12 protein-coding genes and 1 pseudogene are annotated in these 14,976 nt (G+C 33.2%); 4 read left to right on the forward strand and 9 right to left on the reverse strand.

Going from position 1 to position 14,976, the window contains the following annotated elements:
- Positions 1-92, forward strand: a pseudogene (locus QZZ51_RS12920) (threonylcarbamoyl-AMP synthase); the annotation flags it as partial.
- An 83-nt stretch (positions 93-175) separates the two neighbouring features.
- On the opposite strand, the gene QZZ51_RS12925 reads toward QZZ51_RS12920, so the two are convergent.
- The 3 genes from QZZ51_RS12925 to QZZ51_RS12935 form a co-directional block, all read right to left on the reverse strand.
- A complete protein-coding gene (locus QZZ51_RS12925; RefSeq protein WP_291870322.1) occupies positions 176-1,021 on the reverse strand; it encodes an OmpA family protein in 846 nt (281 codons plus the stop codon).
- Between the two features lie 100 nt (positions 1,022-1,121).
- Positions 1,122-2,123, reverse strand: a complete 1,002-nt coding sequence (locus QZZ51_RS12930; protein WP_291870324.1) for a glycosyltransferase family 2 protein — start codon at positions 2,121-2,123, stop codon at positions 1,122-1,124.
- Between the two features lie 11 nt (positions 2,124-2,134).
- Entirely contained in the window at positions 2,135-2,581 is a 447-nt protein-coding gene (locus QZZ51_RS12935) for a type I restriction enzyme HsdR N-terminal domain-containing protein (protein ID WP_291870326.1), read from the reverse strand.
- 26 nt (positions 2,582-2,607) lie between these two features.
- On the opposite strand from QZZ51_RS12935, the gene holA reads away from it, so the two are divergent.
- Positions 2,608-3,609 (forward strand): DNA polymerase III subunit delta, encoded by a 1,002-nt coding sequence (holA, locus tag QZZ51_RS12940; RefSeq protein ID WP_291870328.1) that lies wholly within the window; start codon positions 2,608-2,610, stop codon positions 3,607-3,609.
- A gap of 31 nt (positions 3,610-3,640) precedes the next feature.
- On the opposite strand, the gene QZZ51_RS12945 is transcribed toward holA, so the two are convergent.
- From QZZ51_RS12945 to uvrA, 4 genes are all read right to left on the reverse strand, one after another.
- On the reverse strand, positions 3,641-6,052 hold the full coding sequence (locus QZZ51_RS12945) for an alpha-ketoacid dehydrogenase subunit alpha/beta (protein WP_291870331.1): 2,412 nt from the start codon (positions 6,050-6,052) through the stop codon (positions 3,641-3,643).
- Between the two features lie 158 nt (positions 6,053-6,210).
- Positions 6,211-9,000 carry a metalloprotease gene (locus QZZ51_RS12950; RefSeq protein WP_291870332.1) on the reverse strand — a complete coding sequence of 930 codons (2,790 nt, stop codon included), beginning with the start codon at positions 8,998-9,000 and terminating at the stop codon, positions 6,211-6,213.
- A gap of 66 nt (positions 9,001-9,066) precedes the next feature.
- A complete protein-coding gene (locus QZZ51_RS12955) occupies positions 9,067-9,753 on the reverse strand; it encodes a TIGR00730 family Rossman fold protein (protein WP_291870335.1) in 687 nt (228 codons plus the stop codon).
- Between the two features lie 41 nt (positions 9,754-9,794).
- Positions 9,795-12,629, reverse strand: a complete 2,835-nt coding sequence (gene uvrA / locus QZZ51_RS12960) for an excinuclease ABC subunit UvrA (protein WP_291870336.1) — start codon at positions 12,627-12,629, stop codon at positions 9,795-9,797.
- 124 nt (positions 12,630-12,753) lie between these two features.
- On the opposite strand from uvrA, the gene QZZ51_RS12965 reads away from it, so the two are divergent.
- Positions 12,754-13,281 carry a hypothetical protein gene (locus QZZ51_RS12965; protein WP_291870339.1) on the forward strand — a complete coding sequence of 176 codons (528 nt, stop codon included), beginning with the start codon at positions 12,754-12,756 and terminating at the stop codon, positions 13,279-13,281.
- A gap of 8 nt (positions 13,282-13,289) precedes the next feature.
- Here QZZ51_RS12965 and QZZ51_RS12970 read toward each other — a convergent pair whose 3' ends face one another.
- Both QZZ51_RS12970 and QZZ51_RS12975 read right to left on the reverse strand, forming a co-directional pair.
- A complete protein-coding gene (locus tag QZZ51_RS12970; protein ID WP_291870340.1) occupies positions 13,290-14,063 on the reverse strand; it encodes a TIGR03915 family putative DNA repair protein in 774 nt (257 codons plus the stop codon).
- A gap of 2 nt (positions 14,064-14,065) precedes the next feature.
- A complete protein-coding gene (locus QZZ51_RS12975; RefSeq protein WP_291870342.1) occupies positions 14,066-14,257 on the reverse strand; it encodes a hypothetical protein in 192 nt (63 codons plus the stop codon).
- Between the two features lie 105 nt (positions 14,258-14,362).
- On the opposite strand from QZZ51_RS12975, the gene QZZ51_RS12980 reads away from it, so the two are divergent.
- On the forward strand, positions 14,363-14,976 hold a 614-nt coding region (locus QZZ51_RS12980; RefSeq protein WP_291870344.1), incomplete at its 3' end, for a LexA family transcriptional regulator.

The raw sequence follows: 14,976 nt of genomic DNA on the forward strand, positions 1-14,976 counted from the left end.
ATGGAGGGAATATAGGTTCTACAATTATAAATTTATCCGAAGGAGAACCAGAAATTATAAGAGAAGGAAAAGGGAGTTTAGATATTTTTTAAAACAACTTAAAACAACTATTATAGAATTGTATTAAAATAAAAAGCAGCCAATTGGCTGCTTTTTATTTTAATAACTTAAAGAATTATTTTCCTCCAATTGCAGGATCTTTCATTCCTTCTTCGATCATGCTATAGAACTGATCAATTTTAGGAAGAACAACAATTCTAGTTCTTCTGTTTCTAGATTTTTCTGTAGTAGATATAGGAACATATTCAGCTCTACCTGCTGCGGTCATTCTTTTTGGATCTACACCATAATCATTCTGTAAAATTCGAACAACTGCTGTAGCACGTTTTGTGCTTAAATCCCAGTTATCAAGTAAAATACCACCTTTTCTATAAGGAACATCATCTGTGTGGCCTTCTACCATAAACTCAAAATCTGGTTTGTTGTTTACTACTTGCGCAACTTTTCCTAATACAGTTTTTGCTTTTTTGGTAATGTTATAACTACCACTACTGAATAGCAATTTATCAGATATAGAAACAAAAACAACACCTTTTTCTACGCTAATTTCAATGTCTTCATCATCTAAATTACCTAAAACACCTTTTAAACTTTGTACTAAGGAAAGGTTTACAGAATCTCTTCTAGTGATTGCGTTATTTAACTTTCTAATAGTTAAATCCTTTTCTTGTAAGCTTTCTAAAGACTTTTCTAAGTTTTCTGCACCTTTTGTTGTTAGGGTAGTTAAATTACCCATATTGTTTATCAACTCTTGATTGTTGGCTTTTAAGAAAGCGTTTTGATCTTCTAAGGTTTGTATTTTTGCGTTGTCTTCTAAGCAATCGTTTAACTTAACGGTAGCAGAATTCAATAAATCTTGAGTTTCTTTAGCTTTTGATTCTAATTCTGCATATTTTTTTTGTGATACGCATGACGATAACAAAAGTGTTACTCCTAAACATCCTAAAATGACTTTTTTCATAGTGTTAAAACTTATATTTAAATATTCTAAAATTGTATTAATTGGACTAAATTATCCATCAAAATTATGGAATTAGATATGGCTAAACCCTGTATTTTAGTTAATTTTTTACTAAAATGTTAAACTTAGCTATTTGATGTACGAAATGAGACCAGACTATGGACTTCGTAGTATAGTATTTTTCGATAAAATTTTTCTTTTCTCGCTTTTTGTACATCTTCCTAAAATTTTTGTAAAAGCTAAAATGGGCTTTTATAATGGCAAAACAATGACCAGGTTTTAATTGAAAAAGGAACCGTACTCCGGCTATAGCATCTAATAGAAGTCTAATTAAAATAATTAAAATAGCTTTTCTTCTTGGTAGATTTTTAGTAATAGAAAACAGGGAGTTTCTAAAATTTAAATATGTTTTTTTGGGATTCATGTTACTTAAAGTAGAACCGCCTAGATGGTATACTTTAGAAGTTCCTACATAGAAAACTTTGTGGCCGACGTTTTTAGCTCTCCAACATAAATCTACTTCTTCTTGATGCGCAAAATAATCTTCATCGAATCCATTTAATTCATGGAAAACGGAGCTTTTTATAAACATACAAGCACCTGTAGCCCAAAAAATTTCTTGAATATCATTGTACTGTCCTTCATCTTTTTCTAGAGCCTGAAATATTCTGCCGCGACAAAAAGGATATCCTAGTTGGTCAATAAAACCACCAGCAGCACCTGCATACTCAAAGTAGTCTTTGCGCATATCGTCTAGTATTTTAGGTTGTATTATAGAAGCTTGTGGTAAAGTGTTGAAAGCGTTTTTTATAGGAGTCAGCCAGTCTTTGGTAACCTTTACGTCGGAATTTAGTAGGCAATAAATATCTGCATTTACATGCTTTAGAGCATCGTTGTACCCTTTAGCAAAACCTCCATTGCTAGAGTTTTGTATAATTTTTACGGTAGGGTAGTTCGTTTTTAAAAACGTAATAGAATTATCTGTAGAAGCATTATCGGCTACATATATTTCTGCGCCATCTGAATGCTGCATAACAGAAGGCAGGTACCTTTCTAAAAGCACTTCTCCGTTCCAGTTAAGTATTACAATTGCTATTTTCAAAACGATGCAAATTAACGGCTAAAATCAGGAATTTGCCTCAAAAATGTATATTTTTCTTTTTCAAAATCCATTTCGCAATATAAATGCTCTAATCCATTAGTAACCATAAGATAGTTGGCGTTGAGTTGTAAATTGTATCTGGCTATTTGGTCAAAAGTTTTTTGTGTGAGCTTAATCTGAGGGGCTTTACATTCTACTAGAATATGAATACTGCCGTCTGTATTAAAGACAACAATGTCATATCTTCTTTTTAATTTATTGATGGTCAGCTGCTTTTCTACATTGATTAAACTCAATGGGTAGTTTTTTTCTTCCATCAAAAAACATACTACATGCTGACGAACCCATTCCTCGGGTTGTAGTTGAACAAATTTTTTACGGACGACATCAAAAATTTGGACCTTATTTTCGCTATTTTTGAAGCGGAACTTATATTCCTTAAATTCTAAAGGTAACATGCCGCAAATTTGATGATTTTTTTTGAATGGATGAAGTAAAACAAATAGTATCCGATATAAAAGCAGGTAATATAAAACCTATCTATTTTTTGTTTGGTGAAGAGCCTTATTATATTGATAGAATATCGGAGTATATTGAGAAAAATGTACTTGCGGAAGAGGAAAGAGGTTTTAACCAAATGGTTCTTTATGGTAAGGATGTTGGGGTAGATGATATTGTTAGTAATGCTAAGCGATATCCTATGATGGCTCCATACCAAGTAGTTATTGTTAAAGAGGCACAGCATTTGTCTAGGACTATTGAACAGCTTGTTAATTATGTGAAAAATCCGCAGAATACTACAGTTTTAGTGGTGTGCTATAAATATAAGAAGTTAGATAAAAGAAAGAATCTTTATAAAGAAGTAAAGAAGCAGGGTGTAATTTTTGAAAGTAAAAAATTATATGAAAATCAAGTTTCGGACTGGCTCCGCAAAGTACTTCGTTCTAGTGGTTACACCATTTCGCACAAGGCTGCAATTTTATTGGTAGATTATCTAGGAACGGATTTAAGTAAAATAAGTAATGAGCTAGAAAAATTAAAATTAGCACTACCTAAGAGTACTGAAATTACCCCTGCGCACATAGAAGAACATATAGGGATAAGTAAAGATTATAATAATTTTGAGCTTAAAAAAGCAATAGGAGAGCGTAATGTCTTAAAAGCAGCAAGGATAATTAATTACTTTGCTCAAAACCCAAAAGACAATCCGTTTATTTTAACGATTACGTTACTGAATTCTTTTTTTACGCAGCTTTTGCAGTATCATGGATTAAAGGATCATTCTCCGAAAAACGTGGCGAGTAAATTACGGATAAACCCATATTTTGTTGGTGAATTCCAAACTGCAGCAAAAAACTATCCTATGCGTAAAGTGAGTCAGATTATATCTCACTTGCGAGAAATGGATTTAAAGGGAAAAGGAGTAGGGGCAAATGCGGCTTCTCCATCCGATTTGTTGAAAGAATTATTGGTTAAGATTATTTAAGATTACCCAAAATTGATGTAAAGCGTAAGTATTACATCAATTTTGGGTAATCTGTAGGGTTAGTTTCATGCATTAAGCCGTATACTTTTTCGAAAATATCTTCCGCGTTTGGTTTTGAAAAATAATCACCATCTGTTCCGTATGCGGGTCTGTGCGATTTTCCAGATAAAGTTAGTGGTTGACTGTCTAGATACTTGTAGCCGTCTTGTTTGTTAACTATTTCATCTAACAAATAAGCAGAGCATCCGCCAGGAACATCTTCATCAATAATTAATAATCTGTTTGTTTTTTTAAGGCTTTTTACTACATCATGGTTAATATCAAAAGGTAATAACGTTTGCGCATCAATAACTTCTGCATCGATACCAACCTCGATAAGTTCTTTGGCAGCTTGTTGTACAATTCGCAAAGTAGAACCATAAGAAAGTAGTGTTATATCTGTTCCTTTTTTAACTGTTTCTACAACGCCAATAGGAACGCAAAATTCTCCTAAATTATTAGGTTTAGGCTCTTTTAGTCTGTAACCATTTAAGCTTTCAATTACTAGAGCAGGCTCGTCACTTTTCATTAATGTATTGTAAAAACCAGCAGCTTGCGTCATGTTTCTGGGTGTAAGAATATACATTCCTCTTAAAAGGTGTATTAGTCCTCCCATTTGGGAGCCAGAATGCCATATACCTTCTAATCTATGTCCTCTAGTTCTTACTATTAAAGGCGCTTTTTGTTTTCCAAAAGTTCTGTATAACATACAGGCTAAATCGTCTGTTAATGTTGGGAGGGCGTAAAAAATGTAATCTAAATACTGAATTTCAGCAATAGGGCGTAAGCCTCTTAAAGCCATTCCTACACCTTGCCCTATGATGGTTGTTTCTCGTATACCGGTATCTGCTATACGTAGTTCTCCATACTTTTCTTGCAGCCCTTCTAGACCTTGATTTACATCTCCAATATTCCCAGTGTCTTCTCCAAATATGAGAGCCTCAGGGTAATTTTTAAAGAGTTCATCAAAATTTTCTCTTAAAATGACTCTACCATCTATTAATTTTGGGTTTTCATCATATACAGGCTTAACTACTGAAATATTAGTAGCTTTGGTGTCTTTTTCGCTATACAAATGTGCGCTAAATTTGTCTTGAGAGTCTTTAAGGTATGCCTTTGTCCATTCGATTAAACTTTGCTTCTCGGGCATTTGTTCCCCAAGTAAGTAACGTAAAGTTTTTCTTGCGCTAGTTGCTAAATCTTTCTTTATAGGTTCCTCAATTGCAATGAGGTCATTTTTTATTTTAGTAATAAAAACTTTGTTATGACTTTTGATGGCCACTTTTTCTAAGAGAGTTATTAATTCCCTTTTCGCTTTAATATGTGTAGTTAAGTGTTCTGCCCAGGCTTCTTTTTTTGCTAGGCTAACGGTTCTTTTTGTTGCTTTTTCTAAAGCGGCTAATTCTTCTTCTGAAGCAATACCAGATTCTAATATCCATTCTTTAAAACGTTTATTGCAATCATTTTGTCTTTCCCATTCTAGGCGTTCTTCGCTTTTGTATCTTTCATGTGAGCCAGAGGAGGAATGCCCTTGTGGTTGTGTTAGTTCGGTTACATGAATAAGGACTGGTACATGCTCTGCTCTTGCGATATCCGATGCATTTTCATAAGCATGCATTAAGGCAGTATAATCCCACCCTTTAACTTTAAGGAGTTCAAAACCTTTATCTTCATTAGTTCTTTGAAAGCCACTAAGAATTTTAGAGATATCTTCTTTGGTTGTATGGTGTTTTGCTGGTACAGAGATGCCATATTCGTCATCCCACACACTGATTACCATAGGTACTTGTAAAACTCCAGCGGCATTGATGGTTTCAAAAAACATACCTTCACTTGTACTGGCGTTACCAATAGTACCCCAAGCGACTTCATTTCCGTCCTTAGAAAATTTACTAGTATCTATTCCTTTTACATTTCTATATATCTTAGATGCTTGAGCTAAACCTAGTAATCTCGGCATTTGACCTGCGGTACATGAAATGTCTCCGCTACTATTTTTTTGTTCTGTTAAGTTTTTCCAAGAGCCATCTTCATTTAAGCTATGGGTAAGAAAATGTCCTCCCATTTGTCTTCCGGCACTCATTGGTTCTTTTTCTATGTCTGTAGTTGCATAAAGCGCATGGAAAAAATCTTTTGGATTTAGAAGGCCTAAAGCCATCATAAAAGTTTGGTCTCTATAATAACCACTTCTAAAATCACCATCCTTAAAAGATCTGGCCATAGCTAGTTGAGGAAGCTCTTTACCGTCGCCAAAAATTCCGAATTTTGCTTTTCCTGTAAGCACTTCTTTTCTGCCAATTAAGCTACATGTTCTACTTAAAAAAGCCGTTTCATAATCTTGTAAAATTTGTGCTCTAAAATCTTGAAAAGAGATGTCGTTACTTGTTTTAGCAGATATATCCATATGTAATCACGATTTTTACAAAAATACCGAAACATTAAGACTAAAACAACGTATTTGAAAACAAATTTATTATATAATTGTTAGGAAAATGCGTAATTGAATAGTGGAAATATATAAAAATAACATTAAAGGTGTTTTATTTTACGAATAATTAAATATTAGAACCATTTTCTTGTAAATAGCCCAATAAGTGTTTTGGGACTTACGGTAACAATAAACCGAATTCTTTCTTCATAGTTTGGTTGCGATATTTCCCAGCCATTATTAGAATAAACAGGTAGGTATAATTCAAAGTAATCGGTTACTAAATTAAGGCGTACTCCGGCATCATAGACAAAGCGCTCATTTAGTCCTTTATTTTTCATTAAACCAGCGTCGCCATACACTTCTATCCATCGCCATAAATTAATACTAGTATTCATGGTCGCCATCCAATCATTAGCATACGGGTTTTGTAGCATGGATTTAAACCCTCCTTCGGCAATAACTATTTGCTGGCTGTATAGACCAGAGTCTTCGGAACGCCCTAAGTAGCTATAATCGAATAAATAATCTGTAGGTCTGTCTAAAGCAAAACTATAGAAGTTAGGGTTACTATAATTTGTGGTTTTATTTCTTAAAAACTTACCAGCAAAGAATCTAAGATTAAATTGTCTGTTGTTCTGAAACAATTTTCGATACTCCCATTCGAATACTAATTTAGAAAAGTCGCTCGAATGTTGGGCGTCTATGAACCATGAAGAATAATCAATAATGCCGTTATTAGAATTTATGTAGCGTGCATTTAGAACACTATAATCGGGAGGGGTTTTAAAATCTCCTAAACTTTCATTCTTGTTTCTAAAAACATTAACATATCTAAAACTTAAAAATTCTCTTTTATTTGATCTTAAGTTATCTGGTTTCCAACCAAAACTTAGGGCAGGAGTTATAGTAGAATATCTGGAATTTTCCTGAAAATGAAAACTAGAACCTCTTAGGGAGTAATTAGCAACATATAAGCCGCTTTTACTTAAGTGTTTTTGATAAGAAACCCTACCATACCCAACAAATGCCTTTTCTCTAAAGGAGTAGGACGGAGCAAAATCATATACAAATGGTTTCTTTAGAAGAGTCTTATTGTATAAGCGCATTCCTGGAGCCCATCCATCATATATATTAAAACTAATTATTGGGACATAGAAAATTTGATTATAATATGGGTTTTCTGCATCCTTAAAAAATTGAAATTTTAGTTTCTTATTTCCAGCAAAAAAACCTTTTAAGGATTTCCAATTATCTCTTTGGTTAAATTCGGGTATTTTTTTATCATAATTTAATACCAATCGGTCTTCTCCTTTTTTTGGAATAATAAAAGTTTTTTCTTCTTTAATATCTTTAAACCAGTATTTGGAAACCACAGAATCTTTTTTAAGTCCAAATACAGAAATGGGCACATTGGTTCCTTCCTTATTTTTTAAAGTAATAGCAAGAGAATCTCCTTTCCTTTTTACCTTTTTAATTTTAAAATCTATTCTACGGTCGGTAGAGACATATTCATTAAAAAACCAATTGATATCTGTATTGGTGGATCGTTTTAAGATAGATTCAAAATCTAAAACTTTAGCTGTATTACTTTGGTAGTACTTGTAAAAGGTTTTTATACTCTGGTCAATTTTTTCTTTTCCAATATATTCCCCTAAGTAGGTTAGCCCTTGTCCTGCTTTGTATTTATTTGCGATTTTCTGATTAAACTTAATTAAAGAATCATTCGGAGTAGTTAGGGCTTGGTCTAGGTTTTTTCTAGCCGTTAAGTTATATAAAAATGGATACTGATCATTAAAATCCATTTTAGCTAAATTAAAACTGCGGATACCCCAAATTCTAGATAATTTTCCTAATAATTTTTGGTCAGGATAGTGTTGTTCTACATACGATATTAATAAATAGTTTGCTATTGCTTGGTTTACCCATTGGTCCTTTCTTGGGTCAAGAAAAATGGTCTCCTTTAAAATACTATTTAAAGCTGTTTTTAAGAATTTCATCTCAAACTGAAACTGCTCTTCGTATGGGCGAATAAAAGAAGGTAATTGGTTTATGCCGTATAGAGGACTTTTGTTATAGTCAATTTGACTTACCAGTAACTGTGAATGTGGATATTTTCCTAAATTTTCATGAATAAATTTAGCTACATTATTTATAGAGATACCTTGAGTAATAGTGTTGTATTTTGGAGCTTCGATATCTGTTACAACTGTCATGTATGGTGTTACGTGAGTAGTGAATCTCTTGTTTGGGTTTAAAAGTATTTCGCAACTTTTTTGCTTAGAGCCTTTAAGTTGTGCTAGTTGTCCCGTTGGAAATTCAGAATTTCCTAGTACATGGTAATTTGTGGCTAAATATAAGCTGTCTGGATAATTAAAGTTTACGGTTGTTTTTGTAACGTCTGTATATAGATCTTCTAGATTTTTGTTGGAATATAAATGCCATTTACCATTGTATACAGAAGGCGTTAAATACCAGTCTTTTAAATAATAATCTCCTTTGTTACTAAATCCATACGGAGTAAATTTATTCAGGGGTAATTTTACTTTGTAAGTGATGAATAGTTTTACAGATTCATTCGGAAGAAGACGGGTGTTCAGCTTAAATTTTAAGATGTCTGCACTTTTTTCTCTTTCCCATTGGAGTCCTCGATATTCATCATCAACCGCGCTTAATATTTCAGTATAACCGCGCTCATCATCTTTTGCTAAGTGAAGACTTTTTTTAAATTCCTCTGCAAAACGTTTTGCTAAACCTGTATTTTTATTCGAATAAGCATGTGCCCAATCATTAAAATATAAATAACCTAAAGAGTAGTTAGAGTTGTTTGTGTAGACAAACTCTTGCTGAATATGCAATTCTTTGGTTTCTTCATTTAAGTTTGCAGTAATGGTATTTGTGTGTTGCCCATAGGCAAAACACATACCAAGTATGCAATAAATAATGCAGAATTCTTTTTTAAGGTTAGGGGGTGTGTACAATAGTATATATTAAAAATTAGGACTTAGTGAGCGTCCTTTATAGAACAAATCAATAATAGAAACAACTTCATCTTCTGTGTCTACGATTTGTATTAAATCTAGGTCTTTAGCGCTAATATTACCTTCAGTTAACATAGTGTTTTTTACCCAGTCGATTAAACCAGTCCAAAATTTGCTTCCAACAAGAATAATTGGGAATTTTTCTATTTTGTTAGTTTGAATAAGTGTTATAGCCTCAAAGAGTTCATCTAATGTACCAAAACCACCTGGCATAACCACAAATCCTTGAGAATACTTTACAAACATTACTTTGCGAACAAAGAAATAATCGAAATCTAAACTTTTGTCATTATCAATATACGGATTGTCATGTTGTTCAAATGGTAAATCTATATTTAATCCAACAGAAGTTCCTCCTGCTAAGTGAGCACCTTTATTACCAGCCTCCATAATTCCGGGTCCGCCACCAGTAATAACACCATAACCCGCATCTGCAATGCTTTTAGCAATACGTATTGCCAATTGATAGTATTCGTTATTTTCTTTGGTTCTTGCAGATCCAAAAATAGATATGCATGGGCCTATTTTACTCATTTTTTCAAAACCATTTACAAACTCGCCCATTATCTTAAAAAGAGCCCAAGAGTCATTCGTTTTAATTTCGTTCCAGCCTTTAGGGTGTTGTTCTTTTCTCATGTATTCTTAACTGTTAATAGTATTTATTATTTTATAACGGTTTATAAACCTAATTCTTTTCTTAAAAATTTAGCCGTGTAGCTTTTTTTATCTTTACAAACTTGTTCTGGTGTTCCTTTAGCTACAACCATGCCGCCATTTCTACCGCCTTCGTATCCAATATCTATAATATAATCTACCATTTTAATAACATCTAAATTGTGTTCAATTACTAATACGGTATTCCCTTTATCTGCCAATTTGTTTAAAACGTCCATTAAAACTCTTATGTCTTCAAAATGAAGTCCTGTAGTGGGTTCGTCTAGTATGTAAAAAGTGTTTCCTGTATCTCTTTTAGAGAGTTCCGTAGCGAGTTTTATTCGCTGAGCTTCACCGCCAGATAATGTGGTGGATTGTTGCCCTAAGGAAATATACCCTAAGCCAACATCTTGTATCGTTTTTAATTTGCGATATATTTTAGGTATTAATGCAAAGAATTCTACGCTCTCATCAATAGTCATTTCTAAAACATCTGCTATGGATTTTCCTTTGTATCGAATTTCCAGTGTTTCTCTATTAAAACGTTTACCGTTGCAAGTTTCGCATTCTACGTAAATATCTGGCAGAAAATTCATTTCAATAACCTTAAGTCCACCACCTTGGCAGGTTTCACAGCGTCCTCCTTTTACATTAAAACTAAATCTACCCGGTTTGTATCCTCGTATGGCAGCTTCTGGGGTTTTGGTAAACAAAGAGCGTATTTCGCTAAAAACGCCCGTGTATGTTGCGGGGTTGGATCGCGGTGTTCTGCCTATAGGAGATTGGTTTATGTCTATAACCTTATCAATATGTTCTAAACCGGTAATTTTTTTATAGGGCATAGGAACTTTTACACCATTAAAATAATGGGCATTCATAATGGGGTATAAAGTCTCGTTAATAAGGGTCGATTTTCCACTGCCCGAAACACCAGTTATGCCAATCATTTTACCTAATGGAAATTCTACATCTACATTTTTTAGGTTATTCCCAGTACAACCTTTAAGTTGTATTTTTTTACCAGTACCTTTTCTGCGTTTTTTAGGAACGGCAATTTCAATTTTACCAGTGATATAATCCGCAGTAAGTGTGCTGTGGTTTTTTAATTCGGCTGGCGTTCCTTCAGAAATTATTTCTCCTCCATGTTTACCAGCTTTAGGTCCAATGTCAATAACATGGTCGGCTCTTTCAATCATGTCTCTGTCATGCTCCACTACAATTACGGAATTCCCTAAATCTCTTAAGGCTTCTAAAGATTTAATTAAGCGAACATTATCTCTTTGGTGTAATCCAATGCTTGGCTCATCTAGGATGTATAAAACACCAACCAATTGCGAGCCAATTTGGGTTGCTAAGCGTATTCTTTGTGCTTCGCCACCAGAAAGAGATTTGGAGCTTCTGTTTAGAGAAAGATAGTCTAAGCCAACATCCAAAAGAAATTGTACTCTTGTTTTAATTTCTTTAATAATCTCTTCTGCTATTATTAGTTGGTTAGCTTCTAATTTTTTTGCTAATCCTTTAAAAAATTTAGCTAAATCAGAAATGTCTAAATTAGAAAGTTCTGATATGTTTTTTTCGTTTATCTTAAAATTCAACGATTCTCTACGTAATCGGGAACCTTGGCATGTTGGACATTCAATTTGATCCATATATTCCTTAGCCCATCTTTTTATTGAGGTGGATTCTGCGTCGTTAAATTGGCTTTTAATAAAATTAGCAATCCCTTCGTAATCTATTTTATAGTTTCTTTTTACACCTAATGTTTTAGATTCTATTTCAAAACTTTCTTTGCCACCATGCAAAAGAATTTCTAAAGCATCGGCAGGTAGTTTGTTTATAGCATCTGTAATTTCAAAATTATAGCGTTGGGCTATAGTGTCTATTTGTTTAAAAGCCCAAGAATTTTTATACGGACCAAGAGGAGCAATACCGCCCGCTTTTATAGAGATTTTTTTATCCGGAAATATTTTATTTTCATTAACCTCAAATACATGTCCAAGGCCACTACAATTTTTGCACATTCCTTTAGGGGAATTAAAAGAGAATGTATTTGGTTCTGGTGAGGGGTATGAAATCCCGGAAGTAGGGCACATTAAATCTCTACTGAAATAGCGTGGCTCCGTTTGCCCTTCTTCGATGACCATTAGGACGTTTTCTCCGCTATACATCGCGGTGTTAATTGTTTCTGTAAGTCTTTTGTCTAAATCGGTAGTATCGTTGATTTTTAAGCGGTCCACTACTATTTCTATATCGTGGGTTTTGTAGCGGTCCACTTTCATGCCCTTTACAATATCTTTTATTTCGCCATCTACACGTACTTTTACAAAACCTTGTTTGGCAATTTGTTCAAAAAGCTCCCGGTAATGCCCTTTTCTAGACTTAATAACAGGGGCTAAAATCGATATTTTTTTATCGGAATAATCCGTTTTAATTAATTCCTTAATTTGGGTGTCGCTATAGCTAACCATTTTTTCTCCGGTCTCATAACTATATGCATCACCAGCTCTGGCAAAAAGAAGGCGTAAAAAATCATATACTTCTGTAATTGTACCTACAGTAGAACGGGGCGATTTAGAGGTTGTTTTTTGTTCAATAGCAATAACGGGAGATAGGCCGTCAATTTTATCTACATCGGGGCGTTCTAGGCCTCCTAAGAATTGACGCGCATATGCAGAAAACGTTTCTATGTATCTACGTTGTCCCTCCGCATATATAGTGTCAAAAGCCAAAGAAGACTTGCCACTACCAGATAATCCAGTAATAACCACAAGCTTCTCTCTTGGTATAGTAACATCAATATTTTTAAGGTTATGTACTCTAGCACCTTTAACCTCAATATTTTCCTCGTATTTTATCATTTTTATGGCAAAGTTGTAAAGTTACTGTTTTGGCAATTAATAGAGAAGGGGCTTTAATTTAGATTTTTGTTAATTCCTTGTATAGTTTTAAATTCGCTTTTTAATTTAAATACGCATATAAAGGATGAAAATTTTAGGAACAGGATCAAGGATAAGCCATAGTGAATACGGAAAAGGAGTAGTAACCAATGTTACTTCTACTTTATATTGGGTGACATTTATAGAAGCGGGACTAGAAACTATTTCTTTAGAGGCTGATTTTGATGTCATAGAGGCTGTAGAAGGGGAGGTAGATACCATTAGTTTTTCTGATGTAGAACAATCTTTGGTTTCAATTTTACGCAAATGGAGTGATACTTCTTCTGTGACACCAATAGCAGATAAATGGAAAAATGGAAATTTAGTATTGCAACCTGGCGATGCTAATCTTTCTAATAAAGAAATTCCGATAGACACTTTTTTTCATAAAATAGTTATGGTTAGAGACAGAATTAGAGTTATGGAACAGAAAATAAACGCTAGCAAAAATTTAGAAGACCAAGAGAAGATAGATTTGCAACAATACATCACTAGAATTTATGGCAGCTTAACCACATTTAATGTTCTTTTTAGTAATAAGACAGATCATTTTGTAGGTGATAAAAGTAAATAATAGACAGGTTAAATAGCAACCCTTTTAGTATTTTTTATACTTAAACTATTGCACAAGTTACTAGTGTGTAATTTATTTAACACCAGTGTATTTATATTATTTAACTGAAAGTATTTATTTAATATAGTTATTTTTTGATTTACCCCTTTGTTTGTAGAGGTAGAAGTATTGGTTTTGTAATTTGATATTTGGCTCGTGTCTATGGATATAACCTCAATTCCAAACAGATTATAATAGATTCCATAGTTTCTTTTTACATCAAAAATTAACCAAGATTCATTGTTGTTTTTTAAGCGAAAGTACTTAGAAAGAAGTGGTAAAATATCGTTTTCTGGAGCTATATTAGCATAGTAAATACCATCTTTAGCGGATTTAAATTCTATAGTTTTTTCTAAATATTTTTTTTCTCTTGACACAGTTTGGGCAAAATTTTCTAGATTAATTTGCATGGAAATAGAATAGCCAATCTGTGATGCTATATAAGGATTGAATAAATTTTTTATATATAGAAAGAGTTGGTTTTCTATATTTTTATTTTCACTAAGAAATGCAAAATAAATGTTTTTAATTGCTGCATTATTTTTACTCTGTATTGTTTGCCAAACATCTTGAGCTTTCTTCATGTCGGTAAAAATAATGCAGGTGTTTGAAAATAAACCGTTGGATTTATTACTATTTTTCTGAATTATAATACTATTGGCGTTCTCTTCAAAGGCAAAGAAAATTGCAGTTAAAAAACCATTAAAACTTCCGTCGTAAATTAATGTCTTAGTTTCTTCCATGATTAGTTGAATAAGGATAACTGTATTGCATTTATGTTTAGAATCTCTTTATTTGGATTAGAAGTGCTATTTTTTGGAATATCTCCAAATATATTATTCCTTTTTTTCTTTCTAGGAATAACCTTCATAAAGGCATCTTCATCTTTTATCGTAGCTATAGCGTATATTTTGGAGTGTATTTCTTCAAAAATCATAATTTCTACCTTTTGTAATTAATTCAAAAATATGGAATAATTCCTAATTATGGAAATAATCCAAATATTTTTTAGGAAATAATCCTAATTGTGTATATTTGATATATGGAAAACGATGCTATTTTAAAGCGATTTACCGATGTAAGGAGGGAATTGGGGTTTACCCAATCTGAGTTTGCTAAACAAATAGGGGTGTCTAACACTACTGCGGATATTGAAAGAGGGAGAACAAAACTATCAGGGAAAGTAGTAGTTGAGCTTCTAAAACAGTACAAAATAAACCCATTGTGGTTGTTTGGGGAAAGTTCCCAACAGTATTTAGAAACTTCTTCCACTAGTGTAATTCCAAAAGTAGTTACTGTAGACTCTGCAGAGAATGATAATATGGTTTTGGTAAATGCAAAGGCTGCGGCAGGATATCCGCAAAATATTGAGGATACCAGTTGGTATAAAGAGCTACCTGCATTCGATTTGCCGTTGCCTGAGTTTAGAAATGCCACCTATAGAGGTTTTCAAGTGGAAGGCGATAGTATGCTTCCCAATTTAAAACCTGGTGAATGGGTTTTGGCAAAAGCCACAGAAAATATTGAAGATGTAAATCCTAATAAAATATATGTCGTGGTATTACAAGATGCCGTATTGGTTAAGAAAGTGATTAGAATGCCTAATTCTGCGAATGTAACCTTAGTATCTTTAAATGAATCCTATCCTCCATACGA

This window comes from Maribacter sp. (genome assembly GCF_016744255.1).
Lineage (GTDB): Bacteria > Bacteroidota > Bacteroidia > Flavobacteriales > Flavobacteriaceae > Maribacter_B.